The 26,027-nt window shown below is 47.0% G+C and carries 27 protein-coding genes and 1 tRNA gene; 18 read left to right on the top strand and 10 right to left on the bottom strand.

The window, feature by feature from the left end; translation table 11 throughout:
* Positions 1-283: 283 nt before the first annotated feature.
* From HQRW_RS12695 to HQRW_RS12675, 5 genes are all read left to right on the top strand, one after another.
* Complete coding sequence (locus tag HQRW_RS12695; RefSeq protein WP_014556912.1) at positions 284-1,630, top strand: ABC transporter substrate-binding protein; 1,347 nt, start codon at positions 284-286, stop codon at positions 1,628-1,630.
* A gap of 112 nt (positions 1,631-1,742) precedes the next feature.
* Positions 1,743-2,702: a branched-chain amino acid ABC transporter permease gene (locus HQRW_RS12690; RefSeq protein ID WP_014556911.1), complete on the top strand. Its 960-nt coding sequence runs from the start codon at positions 1,743-1,745 to the stop codon at positions 2,700-2,702.
* A 1-nt stretch (position 2,703) separates the two neighbouring features.
* Positions 2,704-3,564 carry a branched-chain amino acid ABC transporter permease gene (locus HQRW_RS12685; RefSeq protein WP_014556910.1) on the top strand — a complete coding sequence of 287 codons (861 nt, stop codon included), beginning with the start codon at positions 2,704-2,706 and terminating at the stop codon, positions 3,562-3,564.
* A complete protein-coding gene (locus HQRW_RS12680) occupies positions 3,561-4,337 on the top strand; it encodes an ABC transporter ATP-binding protein (protein WP_011572501.1) in 777 nt (258 codons plus the stop codon). Before HQRW_RS12685 ends, HQRW_RS12680 begins: the two co-directional genes overlap by 4 nt.
* Positions 4,334-5,050, top strand: coding sequence for an ABC transporter ATP-binding protein (locus HQRW_RS12675; protein WP_014556909.1), 717 nt, complete (start codon positions 4,334-4,336; stop codon positions 5,048-5,050). The genes HQRW_RS12680 and HQRW_RS12675 overlap by 4 nt, the downstream gene beginning before the upstream one ends.
* 144 nt (positions 5,051-5,194) lie before the next feature.
* Here HQRW_RS12675 and HQRW_RS12670 read toward each other — a convergent pair.
* Positions 5,195-5,266, bottom strand: a tRNA-His gene (locus HQRW_RS12670).
* 184 nt (positions 5,267-5,450) lie between these two features.
* On the opposite strand from HQRW_RS12670, the gene HQRW_RS12665 reads away from it, so the two are divergent.
* Entirely contained in the window at positions 5,451-5,906 is a 456-nt protein-coding gene (locus HQRW_RS12665) for a DUF5814 domain-containing protein (RefSeq protein ID WP_011572468.1), read from the top strand.
* Between the two features lie 338 nt (positions 5,907-6,244).
* Here the strand turns inward: HQRW_RS12665 and HQRW_RS12660 are convergent, their stop codons facing one another.
* The 3 genes from HQRW_RS12660 to HQRW_RS12650 form a co-directional block, all read right to left on the bottom strand.
* Positions 6,245-6,679, bottom strand: coding sequence for a ribbon-helix-helix protein, CopG family (locus tag HQRW_RS12660; RefSeq protein ID WP_011572467.1), 435 nt, complete (start codon positions 6,677-6,679; stop codon positions 6,245-6,247).
* Between the two features lie 312 nt (positions 6,680-6,991).
* Complete coding sequence (locus tag HQRW_RS12655) at positions 6,992-7,615, bottom strand: RPA family protein (RefSeq protein ID WP_011572466.1); 624 nt, start codon at positions 7,613-7,615, stop codon at positions 6,992-6,994.
* Position 7,616: 1 nt separating this feature from the next.
* On the bottom strand, positions 7,617-8,549 hold the full coding sequence (locus HQRW_RS12650; protein ID WP_011572465.1) for a replication protein A: 933 nt from the start codon (positions 8,547-8,549) through the stop codon (positions 7,617-7,619).
* Positions 8,550-9,009: 460 nt separating this feature from the next.
* On the opposite strand from HQRW_RS12650, the gene HQRW_RS12645 reads away from it, so the two are divergent.
* On the top strand, positions 9,010-9,396 hold the full coding sequence (locus tag HQRW_RS12645; protein WP_065757414.1) for a DUF7091 family protein: 387 nt from the start codon (positions 9,010-9,012) through the stop codon (positions 9,394-9,396).
* 10 nt (positions 9,397-9,406) lie between these two features.
* A complete protein-coding gene (locus tag HQRW_RS12640) occupies positions 9,407-10,555 on the top strand; it encodes a mannose-1-phosphate guanylyltransferase (RefSeq protein ID WP_014556907.1) in 1,149 nt (382 codons plus the stop codon).
* A 56-nt stretch (positions 10,556-10,611) separates the two neighbouring features.
* Here HQRW_RS12640 and HQRW_RS12635 read toward each other — a convergent pair whose 3' ends face one another.
* Both HQRW_RS12635 and HQRW_RS12630 read right to left on the bottom strand, forming a co-directional pair.
* The gene (locus HQRW_RS12635) at positions 10,612-11,166 is read right to left on the bottom strand and encodes a Tfx family DNA-binding protein (RefSeq protein WP_014556906.1); all 555 of its coding nucleotides are present in this window, start codon (positions 11,164-11,166) and stop codon (positions 10,612-10,614) included.
* Positions 11,167-11,393: 227 nt separating this feature from the next.
* The gene (locus HQRW_RS12630) at positions 11,394-11,876 is read right to left on the bottom strand and encodes a TRAM domain-containing protein (RefSeq protein WP_014556905.1); all 483 of its coding nucleotides are present in this window, start codon (positions 11,874-11,876) and stop codon (positions 11,394-11,396) included.
* Between the two features lie 89 nt (positions 11,877-11,965).
* Here HQRW_RS12630 and HQRW_RS12625 point away from each other — a divergent pair, with 89 nt between their 5' ends.
* Entirely contained in the window at positions 11,966-12,721 is a 756-nt protein-coding gene (locus HQRW_RS12625; protein ID WP_014556904.1) for a hypothetical protein, read from the top strand.
* Between the two features lie 64 nt (positions 12,722-12,785).
* On the opposite strand, the gene HQRW_RS12620 is transcribed toward HQRW_RS12625, so the two are convergent.
* Positions 12,786-13,781, bottom strand: coding sequence for a radical SAM protein (locus HQRW_RS12620; protein ID WP_014556903.1), 996 nt, complete (start codon positions 13,779-13,781; stop codon positions 12,786-12,788).
* 268 nt (positions 13,782-14,049) lie between these two features.
* Here HQRW_RS12620 and HQRW_RS12615 point away from each other — a divergent pair, with 268 nt between their 5' ends.
* Positions 14,050-15,186, top strand: coding sequence for a DUF373 family protein (locus tag HQRW_RS12615; protein WP_014556902.1), 1,137 nt, complete (start codon positions 14,050-14,052; stop codon positions 15,184-15,186).
* 57 nt (positions 15,187-15,243) lie between these two features.
* On the opposite strand, the gene HQRW_RS12610 is transcribed toward HQRW_RS12615, so the two are convergent.
* Both HQRW_RS12610 and HQRW_RS12605 read right to left on the bottom strand, forming a co-directional pair.
* A complete protein-coding gene (locus HQRW_RS12610; RefSeq protein ID WP_014556901.1) occupies positions 15,244-16,086 on the bottom strand; it encodes a polyprenyl synthetase family protein in 843 nt (280 codons plus the stop codon).
* Between the two features lie 83 nt (positions 16,087-16,169).
* Positions 16,170-17,768 (bottom strand): helix-turn-helix transcriptional regulator, encoded by a 1,599-nt coding sequence (locus HQRW_RS12605; protein ID WP_014556900.1) that lies wholly within the window; start codon positions 17,766-17,768, stop codon positions 16,170-16,172.
* Between the two features lie 125 nt (positions 17,769-17,893).
* Here HQRW_RS12605 and HQRW_RS12600 point away from each other — a divergent pair, with 125 nt between their 5' ends.
* Both HQRW_RS12600 and HQRW_RS12595 read left to right on the top strand, forming a co-directional pair.
* The gene (locus HQRW_RS12600; protein WP_014556899.1) at positions 17,894-19,219 is read left to right on the top strand and encodes a DUF7094 domain-containing protein; all 1,326 of its coding nucleotides are present in this window, start codon (positions 17,894-17,896) and stop codon (positions 19,217-19,219) included.
* Between the two features lie 178 nt (positions 19,220-19,397).
* The gene (locus HQRW_RS12595; protein WP_014556898.1) at positions 19,398-19,955 is read left to right on the top strand and encodes a hypothetical protein; all 558 of its coding nucleotides are present in this window, start codon (positions 19,398-19,400) and stop codon (positions 19,953-19,955) included.
* 85 nt (positions 19,956-20,040) lie between these two features.
* Here the strand turns inward: HQRW_RS12595 and HQRW_RS12590 are convergent, their stop codons facing one another.
* On the bottom strand, positions 20,041-20,730 hold the full coding sequence (locus HQRW_RS12590) for a methyltransferase domain-containing protein (protein WP_014556897.1): 690 nt from the start codon (positions 20,728-20,730) through the stop codon (positions 20,041-20,043).
* Positions 20,731-20,940: 210 nt separating this feature from the next.
* On the opposite strand from HQRW_RS12590, the gene ahaH reads away from it, so the two are divergent.
* The 6 genes from ahaH (at position 20,941) to HQRW_RS12560 (ending at position 26,015) form a co-directional block, all read left to right on the top strand.
* Positions 20,941-21,273: an ATP synthase archaeal subunit H gene (ahaH, locus tag HQRW_RS12585; RefSeq protein WP_011572452.1), complete on the top strand. Its 333-nt coding sequence runs from the start codon at positions 20,941-20,943 to the stop codon at positions 21,271-21,273.
* The gene (locus tag HQRW_RS12580; RefSeq protein ID WP_014556896.1) at positions 21,260-23,596 is read left to right on the top strand and encodes a V-type ATP synthase subunit I; all 2,337 of its coding nucleotides are present in this window, start codon (positions 21,260-21,262) and stop codon (positions 23,594-23,596) included. Before ahaH ends, HQRW_RS12580 begins: the two co-directional genes overlap by 14 nt.
* A 207-nt stretch (positions 23,597-23,803) precedes the next feature.
* Positions 23,804-24,040 (top strand): hypothetical protein, encoded by a 237-nt coding sequence (locus HQRW_RS12575; RefSeq protein WP_011572450.1) that lies wholly within the window; start codon positions 23,804-23,806, stop codon positions 24,038-24,040.
* A 21-nt stretch (positions 24,041-24,061) separates the two neighbouring features.
* Entirely contained in the window at positions 24,062-24,643 is a 582-nt protein-coding gene (locus tag HQRW_RS12570; RefSeq protein WP_011572449.1) for a V-type ATP synthase subunit E, read from the top strand.
* Positions 24,640-25,683 (top strand): V-type ATP synthase subunit C, encoded by a 1,044-nt coding sequence (locus tag HQRW_RS12565; protein ID WP_014556895.1) that lies wholly within the window; start codon positions 24,640-24,642, stop codon positions 25,681-25,683. Before HQRW_RS12570 ends, HQRW_RS12565 begins: the two co-directional genes overlap by 4 nt.
* A 2-nt stretch (positions 25,684-25,685) precedes the next feature.
* Positions 25,686-26,015, top strand: a complete 330-nt coding sequence (locus tag HQRW_RS12560; protein ID WP_014556894.1) for a V-type ATP synthase subunit F — start codon at positions 25,686-25,688, stop codon at positions 26,013-26,015.
* Positions 26,016-26,027 lie beyond the last annotated feature (12 nt).

Genomic DNA, 26,027 nt, shown 5'->3' with positions numbered 1-26,027 from the left:
CACAACCGACGGTGCGCGCTTCTTATTCCGCTTGAGCACCGTTACCGTTAGAGACGTGGTGAGCATCGCACTACCAGATTCAACCGTGTGGGTAGTAAATGTACGGATGAACGCGCAACCAAACTATGCGGCGCTGTATCCCCTCCTCACGCCCTCACTCTGTTCGGACGTTGAGGAAGGGGGCTTAGCGCCTCAAATCAGCTAATTCCCAAAAATATCAGATGGAATACAGTTAAATCCGCAAACCATAAAGTATAATGTTAAATCATGAATTTAAAAGATTATGCCGAGCGAAGGTGCAGACAAAAAGCAACGTATAGCTAACCGACGAACATACCTGAAGGGACTTGGCGCAGCAGGGACAGTGCTTCTTGCGGGGTGTAGTGGTAGCGGTGGTGGCAGTGGTGGTGACGACGCAGCCAGCGAAACTGAAAGCGGCAGTGGTGACGGCGATAGCGAGGCTACTGACGGCGGAACGATGGGTGGTGATGGCGGAACACTCACTATCGGTGCTTTGCAACCGTTCACTGGTGGATTTGACTGGATTGCATCGAACACAAAGCCAGCATATAATCTTGCGTTCTCTGAGATAGAGGAGGCTGGGATTCTCGGTGGAATGTCTCTTGAGGCGAATGAACAGGACTCAGCCACCGATCCACAACAGGCATTGAGCGGTCTTCAGACACTTGACTCGGCAGGCGTTCCAGCGGTAATCGGTCCTTCAAGTTCGGTTATGCCGAATCTTATCCAGCCAATACAAAACAACGAAGTGCCAGTCAATACCGTCATGGCAGGAACCATCCAACTTGATGACACCGGAGGTGAGTGGTTGTGGCGCTCAGTTCCAAGCGACGCTGTTGGTGGTGCTGCTGCAGGGAAGTACGCATATGAAGACCTCAATCATGAAAAGATGGCACTCGCGTACAAGAATGATAAAGGCTCACAGAGTTTCTCCGCATCGGTTGGAGAAGCATTCAAATCTCTTGGTGGATCGATTGTTGGTGAGGTTCCGCTTCCAATAAATGCGAGTGATTACCGGAGCGAGATCCAAGAACTTCAGCAGATGGACGTAGATTTCGTTCAGATGACTGCTGCAACCGAGGTGAGTGGATTATTCATGAAGAATTATGATGAGCTAGGGGCGAAAGAGGACTTTAATCTCGCACTTGGAAATGACGTCCTCACACAAGGTTTCATCGAGACAACCGGTGCTGATGTTATGGAAGGAATGATTGGGCAAGCACCTGCCGCAGGCCCTGCAAATGATCAGTTTGCGGCATCCTTTGAGGAGATGCACGGCGAACCGCCGGGAACATTCTCTGCAGCAGCATATGACGCTGCAAATCTATTTGCATTGGCGTTCCAGTCAGCCGGAGAAGTGTCTCGTAGTGTCATTCCAGAACACCTACCAAAAATCGCAACACCACCAGGTACAGAGGTGACGACATTTGCCGAGGGGAAGGAAGCGCTGGATAACGGCGATGAAATAAATTACACTGGGGCATCGAACCCACAGAACTTTGATGAGAATGGAAATGTCGTTGGACCATTTAATGTTGTCCAAGCACAGGATGGCGAGTGGAATCCAGTGACGACATACGAAGCGTCGGTATTACAGGACGTCTACTAAATCCGCGAGAGACCACCTGTATTGACGTCTGATTTATATTTACTAACAGAATGATGAATTCAGTAGCACATATCCAACACAGTTGTATAACGTCCGTAGGTGTAAGATAAAAATGGGACTTGTTTCGCTTCAACTTCTTGTCCTTGTTGCCAATATCGCAGGCATTTATTCAATCCTGGCTATCGGGATGAATATGCACTGGGGTGACACTGGCTTATTGAATTTTGCTCATGCAGGATTTTTTGCGATTGGTGCATACACATCTGCTATTTTGACGACACCGGCCTCCGATTCTGGCTTGCTTGCCAACCGGATCATTGGGTTTGACTTTCCAATCGCTGTCGGAATGATAACTGCAACAGTCCTTGCTGGAGTAGCGGGCGTACTCATCGGTGCCACAAGCGTCCGATTAGATGGCGACTACCTCGCGATTGTAACCCTTGCAGGAGCCGAAATCCTCCGGCTTGGGATTTCAAATGAAGGATGGCTCACAAGTGGTCAGCAGACGTTGAAGAATATCCCACGACCACTTGAAGGGGCGCTGCCAAGTATGCTTCCATATGGATTTTATTACTTTCTACTTGTGCTTGCTGTCCTGATAGCGTGTTATCTTACCTTTCGTTACCTTGCAAAGAGCCCATTCGGGCGGGTTCTCCACGCAATTCGTGAAGATGAGGACGTCCCAAAAGCACTTGGACGCAATACCATGCAATTTAAACTCAAATCATTTGGACTTGGTGCTGCCGTAGCAGGGCTTGCTGGGTCATTATGGGCACACTTTATATTTGCATTACAGCCGACGATGTTTACACCTGACCTCACGTTTTCTGTTTGGGCTGCAGTCATCATTGGTGGTGCCGGCAGCTATCTCGGTGCAATTACTGGAATGACGGTCATTACGCTTATTCGACAAGTGACCAGGTTCATTCCGAGTGACGTCCCCCTTGGTAGCAAACTTCCGTATATCCGACTCATAATTATCGGTGCACTGCTTGTGCTTATTCTATATTATCGACCAGAGGGGCTATTGGGGAATAAAGAGCGTGCGCTTGCTGGTATGGAGGAAAACTGAGATGGTTGCATTCGATCCGCAATTGCTCTGGAATGGGGTTGTTGTCGGGAGTCTCATTGCCCTCGCAGCGTTGGGATTAACGCTTCTTTTTGGACTTCTTAATTTTATCAATATCGCATATGGAGAGTACTTAGCGTGGGGAGCATACATTGCACTCGGTGCAAAGTGGGCTGACGTTCCGTTTATTCTCGCGATCGTCCTTGGAGCGATTGGTGCGGGCTTAATTGCCGTTATCACCGACCGCATTGTCTTCAAGCAGTTTTCAGACCGCGATCCGGTTGTTTTGCTTGTTGTCTCGATTGGTGTAGCATTTATGCTGCGTAATTTGATACGGGTTGTGTATGGCGGCAGTACACATTTCTATAATGTCGGTGGAGAAGCACCAGTTGTCTTGGGAATCCGGGTGTTACCCGCACAAGTCATTATTGTCACATTGAGTATAGTTATTCTCGCAATTGTCTTCTTGATACTCAATGAGACACGTATTGGAATCGCGATGCGGGCAGCATCAGATGACACAGATTTGGCTCGCATTCGAGGAATTGATACAAAACGGTTAGTTATTTATGTCTCGCTCATTGGCGGTGTCATTGCAGGTATTGCAGGGGTCATGCTGGGGATTGATTCAAATATCAACCCAACAATGGGCTTTTTATTCCTTATTCCTATCTTTGCAGCCGTCATTCTTGGTGGGATCGGTGATCCAGTTGGGGCTGTTGTTGGAGGATATGCTCTGGGTATTGGACAGAATTTGAGTATTATATTCATTCCAAGCGAATACACACCAGCATTTGCACTACTTATATTGATAATTGGACTTCTTACCCGTCCGAGTGGGCTATTTGGAGAGGCAACACGATGAGTCAATCACCAATTCTTGAAGCCGAAGACGTGACGAAGACGTTTGGTGGATTGGTTGCTGTTGATGATGTCTCCGTGAGCGTTGAGTCGGGAGAGATAACTGGGCTCATTGGTCCAAACGGTGCTGGAAAGTCGACATTATTTAATTTGATGAGTGGCTTCTATCAGGTTGATGACGGAGTAATTCAATTTGATGGGACAGATGTCACAACCCTTCGACCTGAAAAACGTGCAAAGCGTGGTCTTATCCGAACATTCCAACTCACACGTGAACTTTCTGGAATGACCGTTATGGATAATATGCTTCTTGGAGCACAAGACAACCCAGGTGAGAGTGTGGTGTCGCTTCTCACAGACCCACGAGGAGTCAGTGATTTTGAACAAACTCATCAACAGCGAGCAGAAGAGCTACTCAGGTATATCGAATTATGGGACCTCCGTGATGAATACGCAGGAAATCTTTCAGGCGGACAGCGTAAACTACTCGAACTTGGTCGATCACTTATGTCAGATCCGGATTTACTCTTACTTGATGAGCCTATGGCGGGAGTAAATCCTGACCTTACAGATCATCTGCTCGATAGAATAATATCGCTTCGCGATGATCAAGAGATGACATTCCTCATTGTTGAGCACGATATTCAGACAATTATGTCGATTTCTGATACGGTCATTGGTATGCATAATGGACAGATCCTAACTGTTGGGAATCCTGATGAGGTACGACAGGATGAGGAGTTACTTGAAGCGTATCTCGGAGGTGGGGTAATATGACGCTGCTTGATGTCTCAGGATTAAAAAGCGGGTACGGAGAATTCATTGTCATCCACGATGTTGATTTGTCTATTGAACGAGATGAAATGGTGACGATTATCGGTCCCAATGGTGCAGGAAAATCAACATTATTGAAAAGTATTGTCGGTCTTACTGATATCAAGACGGGGAAAATTTTGCTTAACGATATTGATGTCACTGATGTACCGCCTGAGGAGAAGATCTATAATGGAATCTGTTATGTTCCACAAGTCGACAATGTATTTCCAAATCTGACTATTCTTGAGAATCTCAAAATGGGTGCATGGGCACTCGATTCTACCGATGACACATTCGAAGATCGGGTCGAAGAAGTGTATAAGCGATTCCCAGTCCTTGAGGAGCGACCACAGCAAAAGGCACGAACCCTCTCAGGAGGACAACAGCAGATGGTCGCAATGGGTGCTGCACTCATGCTTGACCCGAATCTTCTCATTCTCGATGAACCCTCTGCAGGTCTTGCTCCACAGCTTGTTGATGACGTATTTGAGAAGATTGTTGAAATAAATGAACAATCAGAAACAGCCGTGTTAATGGTTGAACAAAATGCAAGACGCGCTCTTGAGGAATCAGACAGAGGTGTCGTCTTAGACCTGGGCGAAACCAAGATGCGAGGAGCTGGAACGGAACTGCTCGAGTCTGATGAGGCCCAGGAATTATACCTTGGTACCTGATTGAGGACACGCTAGGAGATAGCAGTGAAATCAATATCCGTTCATATCTTATAACGCTAATCTAGAAGCATACCCACAGCTCGCTCTCCTTTTTTATCGTGTAATTGTTATTAGAGGAGTTGTATAAAGACAGTATATATGGAAGTCCGGGTGCGAGAATCGAACCCGCGTCTCAGCCTCCACAAGGCTGAAGGATAACCACTACCCTAACCCGGACACAACGTGTATGATATAGTATTTTTGTTGAATTCAAATACGTTACGACTTGAGTGTGAATTGTCCCGAGAGTTACATACACAACCGAGCCCCCCGCTCTTTTTACCCGTGCAGATACAGTCCGTTGCCAAGATTCGGATTATCGACGTATTTTTTGACTATACAGCACAACCTAGAAACAACTGTGGCTATCACTGATAAGGTATATCTCAAGAATCACAGGCAGATTGTCTCACAATTAGATACATCAATTCCGAAAGGGGCGTTTAAAGGAGCAACAATTGATGTACTATACTCAGGAGATGGGATCACGAAGCTTGACGATGCAACCCGCGATCGGCTGCTCGACTTTGCGGAGGACTTCCTCGACCCTGAGCAACCGGAGGATCTCTACACTGGATATCCAGAAAGACAATTCATGACGTATTTACTTGAACTTCGTTCACAGGGGCTTCATCCAGATGCAATTGTGGATGTCATAGGTGATGAGTATTTTCTGTATGCATATCCTGGTGATATACTTTCATTTTTAGATAATGCAGTTCGGACCATTGAGGCTGCTGAAACGCTTGCTGGTGTTGAGGAGAACACGAAGATGGAACAGAAACTTCACGAAGCCCGGGTTGCGCTCTCGTCGTAACTCAATCTTGCGATTGTAACTGTCGATGATATCATCGTGATATGTCTAAAATCATGCCTGACTGCTTGAACAAATGGTACAAGTAACTCTAAGTCTGGCGACGTCTACTGAATTCCCAAAGGTAAGACCAATTCCGAGAGTCCGGACATGAGAGAAGAGAATCGAGAGATTACACTCCCAGCAGTCCCAGTCCCGGTCCCACCCGCCACGGTCGGTGAGTCTCACGCGGATTCTGACAATTAGAGTTCAGTGAGACAACAGACCTGCAATCTCCAATACTCACGCTAGGATTCCTTTGTGTTCACGCTGAAGAGGATATCAATAGTTTTATAGAACAATTATTCCAGTCTGAATGACTGACTGTCCGTCTCTGATCGTTCCAGATCTTCAAGATGAATGATTTCTTCTTCTTCATCGAGCTGATCTTGAAGATGATTGAGATACTGTTTGTGCTCTTCAAGTTGTTCACGAAGATGTTCAGCCTCTAACTCAAGCCGCTCGTGCTCCCGGACAAACCCCTTTGGGACTGTTACCGTTGGAGGGAAAGAATCTGCTGTATCACCGTTGCCCGCTCGAAGCTCTTCAATCTCATGTTCAGGAACGACTTGCACAGCACCTTCGTGTGCAACAAGTGTATCGACGTACTCACGAAAGACAGCAGAGAGTGAAATGTCTCGCTCTTCGGCAATTTCACGAAGTGTTTCAAAGACGTCTTCATTCACCCGAAACGAAATTGTCTTATTTTTATTTTTATCCGTATTTGCACTGCCCATCTGTATATTACTACAATTCAGGCAATTTACTTAATAATTCGTCGGACGCGTGTCTGCTGTATCACTGCTGTCATTATGACTGAGGAGAAAATAACCCATCATAATAAGGGGGATTAATACAACCAGAAATCAGCGCTTGTATCATACATCTGTATAGGCAGTACAAGGCGATTACCTCGGGGCTTGACCCCGGTGTGCGTTCACAAATTACTCTAGGTTATCAGGATGTGTGATGAGTGTAAGGAATTAATTAACTGTCTTTGTTCTCACAACGACTATTATACTAGCTGAGTTTGACAAGGGTGAGGGAGTTCACAGATTTTGTGCTGTACCCTCAGTCGATGCGGTATTGAGTTCGTCAGTAGATTCATCAAGACTCTCAACCGCAGAGACAGTTGACTCGATATACTGATCAATAGGGATTTCATACTCATCATTCGCCATTCGAGCATATTCGTTCCCTTCATCCTCGAACGCAGCAATCCGATCAAGTGTCCGTTCAGCCGTCTCAACGACCCAACGGTCTCGTGTTGTTGCATCAACAACTGTGATTGATTCCGGGCGAACAGAAACATTTGTTGTCCCATCATCAGTCTCAAAGGTACGCGGTTTTCCACTAACAGCAACATATGCTGGAGGGGTAAGCTCACGAAGCTCTTGTGCTGCTTCGGGTTGGTACTGACCAGCATACACAAAAAATGTTCCTGTCGGATCAACAATTCGACCACGCCAATACTCGTTATCCTCACCAACGTCTTCAGTTTCGGTGAGTGTCCCAATAAGGAAGACCCGATTTGCCTTCGCACCGGTTGGGAATAACAGATATACCGGCGCTCGCTCGTCATCGGATTCTTTGAAGCTAAAGCCAGCGTCATTAAATTCCGTCGCAAACGCACGCTTTGCAACTTCACGTGTCGGGATATCTTCAGTGCTCATTTTAGATCGACCTCGCTTTGATCAGGACCGCTTCTGGATCAGCTGGATTAGTGAGATGATCAACGGTATCTGCAAGGAGATATCGACCCAGTTCTGGTCCGGATATACGATAGTATGCACCGATAAGATCCTGGCGAATCTCTTCGACAACGACCGATGTATCGAGTGCGTCCCGAGCCATTTGTTGTGCTTCAGAAAGTGTGATACCGCTTAATTTTTCGGTCATCTCCCGAGTGAAAATGACTTCAGTGACTGTTTCACCATCGTCAATGACCCCCTTAATCCGGAGGTCAAACTCGCCATCCACAGTTCCATGTTCAGAACATCGCCCATTCTGAAGAACGCGAGTACATCCATCGGTCGGACACCGCTTAATCAGCCCACTACCAGACTGGATATCAATGAGCGCTCCCTCAATCGTCGTTGCACTGTCACCGACTGTAATATCCGTGTCAAGCTTCTCAATGTCGGTTGTTCGATTGAGCTTCACCGAATAATCGCCTTGGTATTCATCCGTAACAACATTTTCAAGCTCATAAACAGCACCTTCTTCAATCGCTGGGAGGTCCGATGTCTCAAAGGCAACAAATTTTGTGCGTCCAGATTCATCACCAATCAGACCAACCTGTGCAATTGCTTCGTTTTGTGGTTCCCAGAGTTCGACAACTTTTGCAGTGACATCAATCCATTGTTCATCCTCATCAATTGATGCCAGTGGGATCTCCTCATTCCCATCAGATCCACTCAATTCATCGCGGTCGATGTCAGCCTCGTCAAGATAACTGTTGATGACCGAGCGACGGGCCTCGTCGGCTGGAACACTATATTCCTCTACGAGCGTGTTGAGACGATCACGGACCGTCGTCTCATCGATGTCTAACTCCTCAGAGAACTGTTCTGCAATCTCCGCTGCGTGCGTTTGCAGGTCTGTCATAATATCACTTGCCTCCGTCCTGTTTTTCGTTGGGAGACATCAATAAATTGGCTCTCCGTGAATAATAAACTGTCGTGAGCATGGTGAAAGTGAAATTTAGCTAGTATAAATATCCGAGAGATATTTTTTAACGTCGAAAAGACATGATTGTTGAGTATCGGTCTGTCAAGTTGCATACGCGCAAAGGAGTTCGTGGAATAGGTTATCATACCAGGCGAAAAGCACCAGTCCTGAGCTAGTTAGGTCTTATTTTGACGGGGTAAACTCACAGTTGTTCATGATGTTTTTCTGAGGAGTATATGATATGTACATTGTTTCTGGGCTAAAACACACAAGTGATTCTCACGATTCTTATATGATGGACAAGCAGTCTACATTCGTGTCATAAATAGAATATATCGTATATTCACCCCTATGATCACCAATGAGATTATATTTATCTATCATTGATACTGTTTCAATGGACGAACGGCTCAAGTCGTTCCTCCGAGAGCAATTTCGTGAGGCCGGTCGAGAGTATGCTCGTGCACGAGACGCGTATCAATCAGGTCGTAAAAGTGCCGAGACTGAGGACGACACAAATGAGGGAACGAACGGTGAAAATAGTGAACAGACGATTGCATCCGAGCAAGAAATAACAGATAACTCGAAGCCAGATATATCCACACCAGTCTCAGCGTTACCATGTAACGAGACAGGACAAGCCCGGATTGTCTGTCGACGTGACGCGGAGAAGCGTGCTGTTAGGATTGATACTGAGGCTCATCCAGCCTGTTTTGAGTCCGGACATCCTGATTGTGAGGGGTGCGTTCGAGATATCCGCAGTGGGATTGTTGAAACATGGTAACACGGTAACGATGGCAGTATCAGACAGTACCTCGTCAACTGTTGTCGATGTTGTTGGCGTTGTCCTTGCTGGTGGGATTGGATCACGATTATATCCCGCAAGCCGGGGACATCGACCAAAGCAGTTTCTCTCACTTTTCGGCGATCGATCATTTCTCACGCGGACAGTCGACCGACTGCGCGGAGTCACTGACACAATTCTCATACTCACCAGAGATGCATTTGCTGAAACGGTCAGAGAACAGGTCTCAGACGTAACGGTAATAACCGAGCCAGTCGGGCGAGACACAGGACCAGCAGCTCTGTATGCAACACATTATGTTGAAGAAACATATGGTGATGATGCAGTCGTGCTTCTCGCACCAAGTGACCACGTTGTTGGGGCAGCATTTGACACTGCCGTGAGACGCATGAGCGCTGTTGCTATGAACACCAATCGTCTTGTCACCCTTGGCGTTGCTCCAACCCGACCGGAAACAGGATATGGATATATCGAACCAGCAGCAACAATCAATTCTATCAACGGTCTCAATGATGACGCGGTCTCGTGGAAATCTATTCAGTCATTCCATGAGAAACCAGAGATAGAAACAGCAAAGAAGTATATTGAGGCAGGACATTATTGGAATGCTGGAATATTCGCGTGGCGACCCGCAGTCTTCAATACTGTTGCAGCTGACTCACCACTAGCACCGTTACAGACTGCCCTCCAGAATAATACGAGTGAGTCAGTCGCTGATGTATTTGCTGCAAGCGACTCACAAAGTGTTGATCGAGCCATCTTTGAACAATCTGAGGCAACTGCAGTTATTCCGACTGACATGATGTGGGACGATATCGGCACATGGGATGCTTTTGACCGACTTGCTACACAGGATGAATTAATTACTGAAAATATCAATACACAAACCGCATCAGCGGAAGACGAACACTCTGACACGACGACACGTGAGGAGACCGTTACCGTTGGTGACGTTGAGGTAGAAATGATTGATTCAACAGATAATATTATTGTGGGCAACGGTAGTCATATATCAACAGTTGGTGTCTCGGGACTCATTATTGTCACATGGAATGACCGAACACTTGTTGTGAATAAAGACGATGCTCAGTCGGTGAGAGAGCTTGTCTCAAGACTTCGTGAGAGCGGATTGTTCTGAAATAGTCGTATCGATTGGAAAAAGATATTATTTTGACAAAATGAGAAATTGAGATATTATGAAGATGTTGTATCGGACTCATGATATGTATTCATTTTGAGATGATTATGTTCTCGACCCCCAGAGCGCCGAACTTGTATTGTTCCATCACTGGTGACACCAACCAACAGCCATTGCTTGACTTCCCTTCCGCGAACGGCGTCACCAGCAGCATCAGCCACCGCTTTCATCAACTCAGGAGCAGTTCGTGTCACCTTCACACCCTCAGCATCACATGCATCATAGACCTTCTTCGGGACATCATAGAGATCAGTTCCAGCCGCAATCGAGATCTGCACAGGTGCAGTAAGTGCCTCAGCGAATGCAACAGTATTGCGCGCTTTATCGACATTCTCGCGCGCACTTGACTCGACACTTGAGACATTTGCTCGAGATGTGCCGAGGGCAGCAGCAATCCGGGACTGTTGGTATCCACGTTCACGCAACGTGAGTACCTCTGCTTGTCGTCGCGTGAGAACACTTACATCAGGATTGAATCCAATTTCTGCAAGAATCGCATCGACATCAAGTTCTTCAGTATTGGTTTCTTCTGCACTTGAGTGTGAATCCATACCGTGATGAGAGGTGTTCTCTTCGTTCATATTGAGGTTTTCATCATCTGTCATATATTATAATTCTACAAACGCTCCTAATTCATTACCCATGTGAGAAAATATATCAACAAAGTATCATAGTTAGTCGATAGTATATTGATATACAGTACACTGCATTTATTATGCAACGGTGATATTACTCGTATCCGCAAGAATATCACGATCAGCAGCCATGTGAATACGATTTATCCTCCCCAGAAGTTATCACGACTTCCAAGCGCAGTTGATTGGTCTGACCCAGAATTGTTGATTTCACTGTCATTGTCTGTAGTTGATTCATCATCATGATCTGCGGTGCTATCGGTCTCATCAGCCGTTTCGCTATCGTCGTCGACTGGGAGTCGTTCAACGATTTTCTTTGCTGTTGCATGATTTGACTTCACCCGATCGATTCGAACAATAGCTCGTGATGTCGGAAGTAACCCATCGATAAGGATAATAAACCCATCATCAGTCCGTCCGACACCTGCTCCGCTTTCATGAATATCATCAACATCAACGACTACCTCTTCACCAGGCTTGACGGGCTGAGCTTTTAGATCCTGAATCGGCTGATCATAGCTACTACACCACTCAGCTCCGCCGCGGTCGCCGTAATATTGACATCCCATTCCACTGATGCGCTCGGAATATCTGGGGCAGTCGTCTGCAAGCGGACACTCAGACATACGAGAGTGTACACTTGCCCAGTCTAAAGAACTTGCGAGGGGGTATCGATATAGACAATACTTTTTATTATCTTAGGATAGCTCTGTGTATGAGCATATCAACTGATCAGTACGTTCCAGAGTTTGCGATTATTGTTGGTGTTTTCTTCGGTCTGGCTACTGTTGTTTCGGGCATTATCCTTCGATGGGGACTCACTGCGACGATTTGCGTATGTGCAGTTAGTTCATATCCTTTCATCGCGTTTGGAGTAGTTCGTGACACAAATCCAACTGCAACAATTCGACCGCGATGGGTATTATTGATTGGAACAGTGATCGGAATGCTTGGAGCGGTTGGAACGTTTCATGCCATGCTTGGAGGACAGGACTCAGTTACTGCGACGGTCAGCTCGCTATTTATTGGATTTATACTCGTTTCACCACCAGCAGGGTATGCAGTTCACCATGGTGTAAATATTAATCCATTCACACCACAGGTGACGGCTGGAGGTTGTCTTATCATTGGTGTTGGATGCGTGTTTGCAGGGCTTTTTTCACTACCGTTGATTGGTGTACTTCTCGGCACCGGAATCGGGATTAGTGGCGCATTATATGCGACTGCTCGCGGTCTTACACTAACACAGCAGACAAAACAACGAGTGGCAATTATCAGTGGTGTCATTGGTCTCACAATTGCATTCATCGGTACTGCTGGAAGCGAATATATCAGTAGTAACGGAACGGTCAATGGTGGTGAATGGCTCTTTGTCGGGGCAACATTAGCACTTGCACCGAGTCTTTATATCGCATTGACTGGTGGTCAAACCACCCAACAGACATGCTCATGGCCATTCAAAAGACAATGAATGATTGAATCTTTGTCCAGACCGAGAAGAGCGTGGGAAATATCAATAAAAGAGCATACAGGGACTATGCGAGTGGCGTCCGCTCAACAACTGTTCCATCAACGGTTGGATACTGTTCAACAATCTCACCACCATCAACGTCGCCATCCTCAATCATTTCCTCAAGCAGCCACCATGCAATTTCAACATGATCTGATTTGACAGTATAAAATTCATCTGGGACTCCAAGCGAATCAAATCGCTTTGGAGCAACCCATGTTTTCCCATAAACAATCGTACCGTCGTCCGTAATCTCATCAAACGGTCGACGAACGGTTTGTGCCATTCGTTTGAGACGGTTTCGATGCTGTGCGGCGTCTTTAAATACAGAGGTACAGAAATATACTTGCTCATGATTTCCCATGGTATCAAGAATAGCCTCTTTTGACCCCTCAACGGCAGACATATGTCCGTCTTGAAGTTCATACCCCTTCTGCTGCATCCGACGATAATTCCCGTCTGACATCTCAAATTCATTCACATTGCAAAACTCAGCAGCACCCTCATCAAGGAATTCAAGAAACTCTGGCTCTGCGCGAATTCCTGGAATCTCAAATGCAGGGGTGAGCCCCTCCTCCCGTGCAATATAGAGAATGTCTTCCCACTCAGTGTCGTGAAGATTACCCCACTGTTCATAAGGTGGATGGAATCGGATCTCATCAAGTCCGGCTGATGCGAGTGCGCGCATATTTTCTCGCCCACCGGTGATTCCAGTATATAAATGCGTATGATGATCTGAGCCAAATTCGTCCTTCAGAAGTGATAGATAGCGGGTTGTCTTTGCTAATGCCTCCTGTGGTTCACCACCAGTAATTGACGTACCGAGCGCATCCATACGGTGTGCTTCCGCGATAATATCGGAGTCGGATTCAACAAGCCGCTCATTGGCGTACACGTCGGTAACGTTTTTTCGGTTTTCACCCAAGGGGCAATAAAAACAGTCACGCTGATCACAGTAACCGTAGACGAAAAGTACCATTTTGCCGCCTTTTGCGCACTGTTCGCACCCCTTCGAAATCATATACTATTATTATCCGATGAAGCCTCAAAAGTCGTGCTACTTGCGATGGAGTGGGTAATTGATTGATTTCAATATTATGTAGATTGATTCTGAAGAATACATTCGGCAAAAAACACGTTCTATATAACCACTTCCTATCGCCTACCAACACTAGATTGGATTTTTTATCTCAAGAAAGAGGAATTCAGTATCAAGATTTAATCAATGTGAGAAATAGAGAACTTCCAGCCCCGAAAACAGATATATGCTTAGGATATACTATTGAATGATGCTCCTGGTCCTCTGTGTTGATCTTGATGACGATCTGGGCCGGAAAACCGGTCTCCAAACGCCTGTTATTGGTCGTGAGACCATCGAACGTGCAGCGGTCGATCTTGCAACAGCAGATCCAGAGGACTCAGATGTGAATGTGTTATTTCAGGGTATCCATCAGTATGACAAGCTTAGCCATGATCAAGCGGTTGATGAGGACATTGCTGTCGCTGCTGTAACCGGTGTTGATGGGGGAGATGTCGAGGCGAATCGTGTTATCGGTGAAGAAGTCGACCGCGTGCTTGCCGGACTCTCAACTGGAGAGAATATTAATGCAATTGTGATTACCGATGGTGCACAGGATGAATCGATACTTCCAGTCATTCGCTCTCGGGTTCCCATCGATAGTGTCAGACGCGTCGTGGTGCGGCAGGCACAGGATCTTGAATCAATTTATTATACGATGAAACAAGTGCTCGCGGACTCTGAAACTCGGGGAACTATTCTTGTTCCACTCGGTATTTTGCTTCTCATCTATCCATTCGTAACAATTGCAAGTCTCTTTGATGTCCCCGGTGCAGTTGTACTGGGGATCATCTCAGGGCTCTTGGGACTATATACGCTTTCGCGGGGACTTGGGATTGAGGATGTGCTTGATGATATAGTTGCTCGGACACGGGACATTCTATATGAAGGGCGTGTGACGTTCATTACATATGTTGCTGCGATTGCGCTCATTATTGTTGGTGGGTTTCGTGGGTATGCACTCTTAGAACTTGTCCGGAAAGCCAGTCCCGAGATAACCCTCGTGCTTGGAGCGGCAGCATTCATCCATGGATCAGTTCAGTGGTTCGCAGCCGCAGGGGTGACATCGAGCCTTGGACAAGTAACAGATGAATATCTCTCCGACCGTTTCCGGTGGCGATATCTGAACGCTCCATTCTATGTCGGTGCCATTTCTATTGTACTGTATGTGGTCTCTGGATTTTTCCTACCACAGGGTGCTGCTGCCGGGCAGTCCTTTTCACTCACACAACTTGCCGTTGGGTTGACCGCAGGGACACTACTTGGTGTGTTCAGTACGCTGGCATTCGCTGTTGCTGAATCTCGGTTTCCGACGACGGCGTCAAGCTCAGACCCCCCGCGAGGATGAAATAAGTATCAATTGAAGGGGAAAGATTTGATTGACATTACCGCTAAGATTGAAGATTCAGCGCTCACGGATGACGACAAATTCAGCCAAATCACGAAGATATCCAAGCGATTCAGTATCATCAATATTCGCGGCAGCAAGTGCATCGAGTGCCTGTTGTGACTCATTATGCGCTCGCTCATTCGCCTCCGTATCACTGAGCGCGGTTACCTGGATTAACGATGGGCGGTCCATTGCTGCATCTTGTCCTGTTGGTTTGCCAAGATCAGTCGCGTCTGCGGTCGCATCAAGAACATCATCGCGAATTTGAAATGCAACACCAACGCGTTCTGCATACTCACCAAATAGATCAATGGTGAAGGGATCGGCTCCACCAGCAACAGCTCCAACTTCTGCGGACGCTCGAAAGAGTGCTCCTGTCTTTCGCCGAGCGAGTTGCATGTATTCTGCTTCATTTGTTGGTCGTGCCACAAGCTCTGTTGCTTCACCCTCACCGAGTTCAACCATCGACTCAGCAACAATCTCTGTTGCATGTTCATCAGCGGCAAGAAGAGCAAATGCCTCACCAAGCAGTCCATCAGAAGCAATCAGTGCTGGTCCATGCCCAAACGCTGACCATGCACTTTCTGTACCACGACGAACATCTGACCGGTCAATAATATCATCAACAACGAGTGATGCATTATGAACTAATTCAACGGCAACAGCAAAATCGACCGCATCTTCAGGGGCACCACCGCAGGCTTCACATGCAAGGATCGTCACCGCTGGCCGAACACGTTTTCCGCCCGACAGCGCAACGTGAGCAACCTCATCTGACAGCACCGCGGGATCAATCGCATCGACGACCGATTCTAGTCGGTCCTCGACCATTGATACCCGCCGTTCCAGATACTCCATTAATTTTCAGTCTTATCGGCGAGCTAAAATGGGTTCCGACTGTCCTAAAAACACGTAGTCAAGAGTAACATATAAAAATATCATCAGTCTGTACTCATCTGCTCATCATCTGTCTGTGTATTTGTCGTCGACTCTTCAGGGAGCGAGATGAGATTCTCACGACCCAATCGAAGCTTATCGACCCGGTTCTCCTCAGCCATCACGGAGAGAACCTGTGATACTTTTGCATCCGACCACCCAGTTTTATCAACAATCGATGCCTGCCGCATCCGTCCTCCGTTACGTGAGAGCAACTGTTCAATACGCTCTTCATCAGAGAGTAACGCGGGATCTGTCGAGATATCTGGCATTGAGTCCTCTGTCGATTGTGTCTCTGATTCTGACTCAGTTGTCGTCGACGAATCAGTGGTATCAGTATCTATTGTATCGTCCTGAACTGATGATGTCTCAGTGCCAGAGAGTGATGATCCTGTGTCAGTCGATTCTGCGTCATCTATCGGGGACGTATCACTATTTGAATCTGAACTCGAGGCTGAAGGCGATGTCGATGTCGATGATGGTGCTGAGGATACTGAATCATCAGAAATGCCTGATGAGGAGGCGTCTGTGTGCTCTGATACCGATGAGTCCTCTTCAGGGGTATCGATTTTATCCTTGTTCTCACTTTCAGCATCGGTGGCAACTGCTGGAGGAGAGTCAGGTCCCGGCGATGGAGGAGTATCATCAGCTGTTCCGCCAGGATCCCCATTATCGGTCCGGTATCGACGGCTACCATAGAGAATCCCAATTATTCCAAGTAATCCAAGAACTGCTCCAGCAACCAACGCTGTCGGAAACGAGTCTTCTTCAACCGGGGAATATCTAATCTCAAGTCCTGAGTCCCCCTCAAAGTCAGATGGCTGCGTGAGGACGACTGCACTCTCTCGCTGTTGAACAGGGATGCTCGTTCGAGAAACTGTATATCGGTTGGGTGGACGAATAACGATTTGTTGATTTGCGGTGACAACTGACATCCATGTTCGCTGAACGTCTGCTTCATCGGTCGGAATTTTGAATACATCCCCGATTAACAGTGTTTCATTTTGTCCCTCCTGAGCAAAATTTGACCAACGAAACGAAAGGGCAAGCGTGCCGCGATTATCCTCAACGCTCCCATGATAGCTTACATTTCGAATTTGCATTCGTCGATCGGTTGCTGCAGTTGCTTCTGTCTGCAGCGTCTTGAACAGTGTAATCTGTGGTCCAATATCGATATTATCTCGCTCATACTGACGTGCCATTTGCTTGAATGCGCGCGTCTCATTTGGATTTGTGAGTGCATACTGCGTTTCAATCCGCCAGAAAGCACTCTGATCAGCACGGATAGAAATAGTAATTGTTGTTTGAGATTCTGGCTGTGACGTCGGATTTGACGTATCAATCTGTGCATGCGATGACGCTGCATCGACATCTGATAGCTCAGATGCGTCGGTCGTGAGCGAAGTTCTGGGTACAGGTGCAGGTACAGATGCGGGTGCGTGTGTGGGTGAGAGTGGGTCAAAAGTTGAGGCTGATTCGAGAAATAAAGGCGAGGCTGATGTCGGTGCTGGCTGGGTGAGCGCCGCGGGAGTAGCGCTAGCACCTGCACCTGCAACGGTGGCAACAGCAAGGAGGAGGACGATTAATAACGCGGACATCCGCATGTGATGCGGATTGCACGTGGAACGCTCAAAACCCTTTCTATCGGGTTTTCCGAATCTCAAGATACAGATGTTTGAGTGAAACGCTAATGATAGTGTTTTTATTAATACCTAATATATGTGGTTGCATGCGTGCTGTCTCTATCTTTCTTGCTGTCATCCTCGTCATTGCGACCGTCGCTGGGGCAGTTCCAGTCGCATCAATCGGTGATGCACAACTGAGTGATGGGAGTACCTCACAAGTGAATCAGGGAGGAAGTGGACCGATTCTGTCAATGCTCGGCATTTCACCAGTCGAGGTGCAACGGGCTGCTTTGCAGACAACATATGTTGAACTTGGTCGCGGACTTGAGTTCGCCTCAACAGCGACTGAGACACGAATTCAAACGGAAACAACACTAAATCGGATTCAATCAGCATCAACACCATCTATGCGTCAACAGCGGTTATTACAGGCGCTTAGTGAGACTGAACAGCGTACGGTTGTGCTTCGCTCACAACAACGAACACAAATCTCAGCATATGGGAGTGAGAATATCACGACTGAACAACTCCTCGCTCGCCTTGCTGCGATTGATTCTGAGTCACGTGCGCTAATCACGCGATTATCACGACTGAAATCAGCTGCGGACTCAATAGAGGGGTTTAGTATCCCTGCGTCTCGATTCGAGACGCTTCAAATTGAATTACAGACACTGACCAGCCCGGTCCGTGAACATGCTACAGATGTAATCACAGGAGCAACTGAGAGAAGTCGGTTCGTTATTCAATCAGGACCACAAAGTGTTGTAATTGGAACTATCATTGATGATACATATATACGGGAGGCATATCGTGGTCGACTGAGAGGCGGTGACATTGGAATGGCGTTGAATATAACGACCCCGACGAACGTAACCACCAATGCCTATCCAACAATCACGTCATTGCGTCGTGAGAGGACAGTTACAGCATCGGATGGGTCGATTGCTCGTGTGAACATTGATCATGACCGTGGTCGTCTTATAAGTTTTATTGACACGAGTAGCGCACGGATATTCAAAGAGGTTCAATATCGACCACTCACGCAGACATCAACACGACGGTCAATTTCAGCAGTAAAAGATGGACTTCGACTTACAGCACATCCAACGTATCCTGGTGGACCAGTTCGATTCCAACTCAACAGTACTGCCACAGAGCAGTCAGTTGATGCACCGTTGACTCTTGGTCCACCGAGTGGTGAAAGCACGATTGTTGGAGAGACAGGTTCTGATGGGTCGCTGTGGACGCTTGCTCCTGACGGTACTTATCAGGTGACTGCTATTGATCGAAGTTCTGTTGTATTAGTCTCTGTCGACCCATCATTCCCGCCGTTGATATACGGCATTGTTGGCAATAGCACTCGTGAGAATAGCACTCAAACAGGCGTCAACGGGAGCAATAACGATATTCGAGTGTCAACTAATGACTAACTACTGACGGTATTATCTGTTTTTAGCTAATTGAATCGTATTGGATTGGACGTTGATGGCTCGCATGAGTTAACTTAGCCTCGATCAATTACGCTGACTCGATTGGGATACATTCTAAACGATATTGAAAGCGAACGTTCATCAGCAACATCGACAGCAAATAGTCCGTGAGTGTCTCGTGAACTCATTGTCGACTGCAAATCGAGCATCAGCCGCAATAACTGGCATTGCACTGCTGCTTGTCGTCAGTGTTACTCTTGCTAGTGTTGTCGCAGTTGGAAGTGACCAGCTTCAGGTAATACCTTCGTCATATGCGTGTCAAGATACCACTGCTTCAACTGGCGGTCGCACTGATAATTCAGTTTCATCGAGCCTACCAGCACATCAAGCATCGAATGTTGCATTATCACTCACCGTGTCTGAGACAATGATAGCGCTTACACACGAGGCTGGACCATCACTGCGCCTTGCAATGGTGGATATGCACATTAGTGTCAATCAAGAGCCACTCTTACATCAGCCGCCAATCCCATTTTTTGCTGCGAAGGGCTTCCGCAGCGGACCGTATGGACCATTCAACAGCGCAAGCGATGGCATATGGTCAGTTGGCGAGCAAGGGGCAATCCGAATCGCTGGAACAAATAGTCCTCAACCGCTGCCGGGTCGATTCATTGATATAACCATCCGCTATCGTGGTTGCGTTATCGGAGAAATTGGTGCAACAATCCGACGATAAGTGCTATCGATACGTCAGAAATACGTTAATATTGTAATAAGAATAGATAAGAGATAAAAACATCAGTCTCAATCATCTTCAGTATTCAATCGGTAGTTGGTGCGGCTGCTGGGTCACTCACTTGCTGCTGGGATGGTGTGTCAACTGTATCATCTGCTGTCGGTGCACAAGCAATTGTTGTAATTGCTTGCGGAGTTCCAGGATATGCTTGTTGGACATGATGTTCAATATCAACAAACCCTGCGGTTTCAAACATCTCTTGTGCTTCTGTTTCATCATAGAATAGCATAATTGCATCAGCAAGTTGTTGGAAAATCCATGAATCAGGATAATCTGGACCAACAACAAGAACACGGTTGCCAGGTTTGACCACACGCCGGAACTCACAGAGTGCATCGACCGGATTTGGCCAATACTCGATTGAGCCTGATGACCAAATCACATCAAAGCTGTTGTCCGCGAATGGCAGTCGCTCAGCATCACCACGATAGAATTTAACATCATCAGCCCGACCGAACTTGCTGAATGCCTTTTCCATTTGATGAATGCTCTGATCAAGTCCATGAATATCCTGACTGTATCGAAGCAGCCCTTCAGTTGCAAATCCGGTCCCACATCCAACGTCAAGAACGCGGTCGGTCGGGTCAATATCGAGTTCCTTGAGCGCCTCATCACGCATTTCTGCATTCCAAATAAATGGATTAATGCGGTCATACACCTTCGAGAGATATTTATAAAATAGCCGCGCGTTCTCCTTGTCCTCAAGTATTCCCATTAACCCAATTTTCGCACGCCATAATCATAATCTTACGGATTCTATATATATAACCAAGACGAATGGTCTCAATATACTAGCTTAACATCTAATCCAGCCCCCAGCGTCAATTATTATTCCTCTCACAAGATATTACATCATTTGATGGCTCTTACTACCATTCCGCAAACACCTTATATGCCGCTTACGGAATATTTTATTGATACGAGTATGCCGAGACCAGAGGTTCTCGAACGAATTAAAACAGCCGAGGATGAGGCAGCAGAAATTATCGACGAGGCCGAAAGTGAGCGTGAGGAACGGCTTGCGGCTGCGAGAGAGAAGGCTGAGACGATTCGTGAAGAGGCACAACAAGAGGCTGATGAATACGAATCCAAACGGCTCTCGGAAGCCCGCGAGGAAATTGAAACTGAGCGCGAGCAAATTATTGAGGATGGAAAAACAGCACGAGAGCAATTGATTGAATCTGCAGAGGACCGGATTGATCAAGCCGTTGAGTATACAGTCGACCAGTTCGAAGAGGAAGTATATGCTCAGACCTGAGCAGATGAGTAGAGTCTCAATGACTGGCTCCAAGCAGGTACTGGAGACAGTCGTTGAAACGACACACGATCTTAATCTGTTTCATATCACTGATTACGACGGATCATGGGACGGATTTGATCCTGGTAGATCGACTCAAGGCGCAGAAACAACTGCGGACCAGCTTGTGACGGTTCGTTCATTAAAAAATATCCTCGACATTGATGAAGAGGATGCCGGACCAACTCGAATCGTTACTGAAGAGGCACTCACAGATGAACTCGAATCAATCCGAGCGACCGTCAATCAACTCGATGATCGACGACAGGAATTAACTCAGGAACTCCGAGAAATTGAAGATCGGATTGAATCTGTAGAGCCATTTATTGAACTTGGAATTGATCTAGACCTGCTTACAGGGTATGACACACTGCAGGTAGCTATCGGCCGTGGTGACCGACAAGCAATTGAACAAGCAATCGTTGATGCTGATTCACTCACTGCATATAAAATCTTTCCGAGTAGTGATATTTTGGCTATCTTTGCTCGCCCGGCAGATGCTGCAAGTGACACAGCACTTACTGATGCACTTGTGGGCGCTGAGTTTGTCTCAGTTGATCTACCATCGTCAATAGACGACATAAACGGGGACGCAAACACAGCATCAGCATCCGAGAATCCCGCTGGTTTTGATGATGATGAGCAGTTATCACCGAAGGAGTACAAAAATACCCTCGACGAAAAACGTCAGCAGTTGGAGGCAGAGCTTGAAAACGTCGAAAAAGAATTAGAAGCTGAGCGTGATGAAACTGCTGGATTCCTGCTTGCTGCAGAAGAAAAGTTGGCGATTGATGCTCAAAAGTCAGAGGCACCATTATCGTTTGCAACAACCAAGAATGCGTTTATTGCTGAGGGGTGGATACCTAGCTCACGTTATAGCGAACTGAAACAAGCGCTCACGGAGACTGTTGGGGATCATGTCCAAATTGATGAAATCGAGCGTGCAACGTTCTCTGCAAGCGGAGATGACCATGTACGCGAGGATGTTCCCGCAGAGAGTGGTGGCGACGCAGGCGCACCCGCACCAACAGCCGCGGATGGGGGAGATGTCGATACAGACGCTCGTGCTGACGGAGGGACGGCGGTTGTCATGGATGATGATGAGCCACCAACAGTACAGGATAATCCGGGCGCAGTCAAGCCATTCGAAATTCTCGTTCAAGCGGTCAATCGACCAGGTTATTATGAGTTTGACCCGACAATTATTCTCTTTTTGACATTCCCGGCATTCTTTGGATTCATGATCGGGGATCTTGGATATGGGTTAATTTACACCGGAATTGGGTACTATCTGTATACTAGCTTTACAGATCGTCCAGCGTTCCGCAGTATGGGTGGGATAACGATTGCCGCAGGTGTTTTTACGATCATATTTGGCATTCTATATGGAGAGATATTTGGACTACATCTGATTGCAACGTATCTCTGGGAAGGACTCGTTGGGCTCTCACATGCTCCAATCGAAAAGGGTCTCTCACCAGCTGGTATTGAGTGGGCTCGTGGATGGCTTGTTGTGAGCGTGCTCGTGGGAGTCGCTCATCTCAATATCGCATGGATCTTTGGGTTCTTTGAAGATCGTAATCTCCATGATCTCAAACATGCATTTACTGAGAATGGGTCATGGCTTTTGATGATGAACGGGTTCTGGATTTGGGTATTCAGTGATGCACTCCGTCCAGTCGCTCCAGCATTTATTTACACGACATTCTCGGCTGAAGGCGTGCTCCCGCTTGGATTCAATGGATTCCCTGCAATGGAGCTATTTACACTGCCAGGGGTGGGACCGATTACGATTCCGCTTGCGATATTTATTTTAGGACTTGTTCTTCTTGCGGTTGGTGAACCAGTTGAAGCCATTGAGTTTCTCAATGTGCTTGTAAATGTACTATCATACACGCGACTCGCTGCAGTGCTACTCGCAAAAGCGGCGATGGCATTTACAGTAAATCTTCTGTTCTTTGGTGTTTATGTCACCGGGGGCGGTAATGAAGCAGAGTGGCACTTCGGTCTCGATAAAATGCCACAGGTTGGAGAGGTCTATCATGGGCACGAAGTCACCGATATTATGTTTGGAGGACTTATTCATGGTGATGCTGCAACGATTCTGATTGGAATGATCGTTCTCATACTCGGTCATGTACTTGTTCTTGCGCTTGGCGTGACAAGTGCAGGACTACAGGCAGTTCGTCTTGAGTATGTGGAATTCTTCAATAAGTTCTTTGAGGGCGGAGGACGCGAGTATAATCCATTTGGATACGAACGAAAGTTCACGACTGAAGATTAGAATTATACTGATTCCCTTCGTTGGATTATATTTTTGCTCTCATCAATATATGTGATAACTCGAAAAAGTTTATTTATCTTGTCACTATATTGAGTATAATGACTCCATTTTGCAACGCTTACAGTCGGTGCATTTGAGAAGCTTTATGAGATTTGTCTGTCCATCTACGGACGTTCGGAAACGACAATACAGTCGTAATTTAATACAATGATTGGACTACTACAGCAGGCTCAAGAAACCGCACCAGCTATTGAACCGTCCGCCGCCGCCGCAATTGCACTCGGTCTTGCCGCTCTCGGCGCAGGTTATGCAGAGCGTGGGATTGGCGCCGCTGCGATGGGCGCTATCGCAGAGGATGACAGTCTCTTTGTTAACGGACTTATTCTCACCGTCCTTCCAGAGACGATTCTCATTCTCGCACTTGTCGGGTTCTTCCTGATATAATACCTCTCGTTGGTTTTATCAATGAGTTTGGACACTGTCGTCGAAGACATTCGAGACGAAGCGCAAGCGCGCGCCAGCGAAATTCAAGCAGACGCAGATGAACGCGCAGAGAAAATCATTGAAGAAGCAGAAGCTGATGCAGAGGATATCCTTGAAGAGCGAAAAGATGAGGTCGAAGAGCAAATTGAGCGCGAGCGTGAGCAAGCACTCTCAAGTGCAAATCTTGAGGCAAAACAAAACCGCTTAGAAGCACGGCGTGATGTTCTTGATGATGTTCTTAATCGTGTTGAGGATGAACTCGCATCGCTATCGAACGCAAAACGAGAGGAATTAACCAAACCATTAGTAACCGCAGCAATCACCGAATTCGATGATGATGAGACAGTCAAGCTTTACGCTCGCGCTGATGATGCTGATCTGCTTAATTCACTGCTGGAGGAGCACGAAAAAGCGGAGTATGCCGGTGAGTACGACTGTCTTGGGGGGGTTGTTGCTGAGGGACAGCAATCTCGCGTTCGAGTGAATAACACATTCGATTCAATTCTCGATGCTGTCTGGGAGGAAACACTCGGAGATGTCAGCGAACAACTATTTGATCAATGAGTGTATCAGGTTCTAATCCGGAGTACGTGACAGCACGGGTCAAAGCACGAGAAAGCGCATTATATGACGATGAGGAGTACCGGAAATTGGTTCGGATGACGCCAGCAGAAATTGCACGTCTGATGGAAGAGTCCGATTATGAACGGGAAATCAATGCGCTTGGGTCTCGATATTCCGGTGTCGATCTTATCGAGTACGCGCTAAATCAAAACCTCGCAAGACAGTTTGATGATTTACTCCGGTGGGCAAATGGTCGCCTGTATGATCTTATTGCACGGTATTTGAGGAAGTTTGACGCGTGGAATGTCAAGACGGTTATCCGTGGGATCTACTCAGGAACGGAGTCAGATACTGTCAATGATGATTTAATCCGAGCTGGTGAGTTTAGTGATGAACTTCTTGATACTCTCCTTGACGCTGGAAGTATTGAGGAAGCCGTCGAGCGGTTATCAGCAGCAGGAACAATCTATGGATCGGAACTTGAGTCGGCGTATGACGATTATGATGAGAGTGGAGTGCTCATACCGCTTGAGAATGCTGTCGATCGAACATACTACGAACAGTTACTTGCTGACCTCACAGTTGATGAGGCAACAGCGCAATACCGAGAATTCCTTGAAGCTGAAATTGACTTTCGAAACGCCCAAAATGCGTTCAGGCTCGCACAAAGCGGTGCAGATATAGACCCTGGAGCGTACTACATCGATGGCGGATCACTGTTCACTGCGACTGAGCTTGCGACATTCGCACAGAATCGAAATGAGCTTATCGAAGCAATTCGTGAGTCTCGCTACGGTGATGACCTTTCTGAGGCACTCAATCAAATTGAGACCGCAGACAGCCTTATTCAGTTCGAACGCGCACTTGATAATGCCTTGTTAGAATACTCCGATACGCTCGGAACAGTACATCCATTATCGGTTACCCCTGTTATATCATATATTCTTGCCAAAGAGCGAGAGGTCGATAACATTCGTGCAATTGCCCGCGGACGTGAAGCAGGGTTAAGTGACGATGAGATTAAGAAGGAGTTCATGTAGCGATGAGCCAGGAGATTGCAGTCGTCGGCAGTCCAGAGTTCACAACAGGGTTTCGACTTGCCGGGGTCCGAAAGTTCGAAACTGTCCCAGACGAAAACAAAGATGAACAGCTTGATCAGGCCGTGAGGTCGGCACTCGGTGATGATGATGTTGGAATCATTGTGATGCATAATGATGATCTTGAACATCTGTCTCGCACCGTCCGCGAAGATGTCGAAACAAGCATCGAACCGACGCTTGTGACTCTTGGCGGTGGAGCAGGTGCTGGCGGCCTTCGTGATCAAATCAAACGAGCCATTGGAATTGACCTGATGGAAGAAGACGAATCATAACGTAATTCAACA

It is taken from the genome of Haloquadratum walsbyi C23, from assembly GCF_000237865.1.
Classification (GTDB): domain Archaea; phylum Halobacteriota; class Halobacteria; order Halobacteriales; family Haloferacaceae; genus Haloquadratum; species Haloquadratum walsbyi.
The sequence above is the reverse complement of the archived record's forward strand: the minus strand, read 5'-3'. Positions and strand labels throughout refer to the sequence as shown.

Coding starts and splice junctions, on each gene's coding strand:
- HQRW_RS12695 (WP_014556912.1), top strand. CDS start 284: ATGCCGAGCGAAGGTGCAGACAAAAAGCAACGTATAGCTAACCGACGA.
- HQRW_RS12690 (WP_014556911.1), top strand. CDS start 1,743: ATGGGACTTGTTTCGCTTCAACTTCTTGTCCTTGTTGCCAATATCGCA.
- HQRW_RS12685 (WP_014556910.1), top strand. CDS start 2,704: ATGGTTGCATTCGATCCGCAATTGCTCTGGAATGGGGTTGTTGTCGGG.
- HQRW_RS12680 (WP_011572501.1), top strand. CDS start 3,561: ATGAGTCAATCACCAATTCTTGAAGCCGAAGACGTGACGAAGACGTTT.
- HQRW_RS12675 (WP_014556909.1), top strand. CDS start 4,334: ATGACGCTGCTTGATGTCTCAGGATTAAAAAGCGGGTACGGAGAATTC.
- HQRW_RS12660 (WP_011572467.1), bottom strand. CDS start 6,679: ATGGGCAGTGCAAATACGGATAAAAATAAAAATAAGACAATTTCGTTT.
- HQRW_RS12655 (WP_011572466.1), bottom strand. CDS start 7,615: ATGAGCACTGAAGATATCCCGACACGTGAAGTTGCAAAGCGTGCGTTT.
- HQRW_RS12650 (WP_011572465.1), bottom strand. CDS start 8,549: ATGACAGACCTGCAAACGCACGCAGCGGAGATTGCAGAACAGTTCTCT.
- HQRW_RS12645 (WP_065757414.1), top strand. CDS start 9,010: ATGGACGAACGGCTCAAGTCGTTCCTCCGAGAGCAATTTCGTGAGGCC.
- HQRW_RS12640 (WP_014556907.1), top strand. CDS start 9,407: ATGGCAGTATCAGACAGTACCTCGTCAACTGTTGTCGATGTTGTTGGC.
- HQRW_RS12635 (WP_014556906.1), bottom strand. CDS start 11,166: ATGGATTCACACTCAAGTGCAGAAGAAACCAATACTGAAGAACTTGAT.
- HQRW_RS12630 (WP_014556905.1), bottom strand. CDS start 11,876: ATGTCTGAGTGTCCGCTTGCAGACGACTGCCCCAGATATTCCGAGCGC.
- HQRW_RS12625 (WP_014556904.1), top strand. CDS start 11,966: ATGAGCATATCAACTGATCAGTACGTTCCAGAGTTTGCGATTATTGTT.
- HQRW_RS12620 (WP_014556903.1), bottom strand. CDS start 13,781: ATGATTTCGAAGGGGTGCGAACAGTGCGCAAAAGGCGGCAAAATGGTA.
- HQRW_RS12615 (WP_014556902.1), top strand. CDS start 14,050: ATGCTCCTGGTCCTCTGTGTTGATCTTGATGACGATCTGGGCCGGAAA.
- HQRW_RS12610 (WP_014556901.1), bottom strand. CDS start 16,086: ATGGAGTATCTGGAACGGCGGGTATCAATGGTCGAGGACCGACTAGAA.
- HQRW_RS12605 (WP_014556900.1), bottom strand. CDS start 17,768: ATGCGGATGTCCGCGTTATTAATCGTCCTCCTCCTTGCTGTTGCCACC.
- HQRW_RS12600 (WP_014556899.1), top strand. CDS start 17,894: ATGCGTGCTGTCTCTATCTTTCTTGCTGTCATCCTCGTCATTGCGACC.
- HQRW_RS12590 (WP_014556897.1), bottom strand. CDS start 20,730: ATGGGAATACTTGAGGACAAGGAGAACGCGCGGCTATTTTATAAATAT.
- ahaH (WP_011572452.1), top strand. CDS start 20,941: ATGCCGAGACCAGAGGTTCTCGAACGAATTAAAACAGCCGAGGATGAG.
- HQRW_RS12580 (WP_014556896.1), top strand. CDS start 21,260: ATGCTCAGACCTGAGCAGATGAGTAGAGTCTCAATGACTGGCTCCAAG.
- HQRW_RS12575 (WP_011572450.1), top strand. CDS start 23,804: ATGATTGGACTACTACAGCAGGCTCAAGAAACCGCACCAGCTATTGAA.
- HQRW_RS12570 (WP_011572449.1), top strand. CDS start 24,062: ATGAGTTTGGACACTGTCGTCGAAGACATTCGAGACGAAGCGCAAGCG.
- HQRW_RS12565 (WP_014556895.1), top strand. CDS start 24,640: ATGAGTGTATCAGGTTCTAATCCGGAGTACGTGACAGCACGGGTCAAA.
- HQRW_RS12560 (WP_014556894.1), top strand. CDS start 25,686: ATGAGCCAGGAGATTGCAGTCGTCGGCAGTCCAGAGTTCACAACAGGG.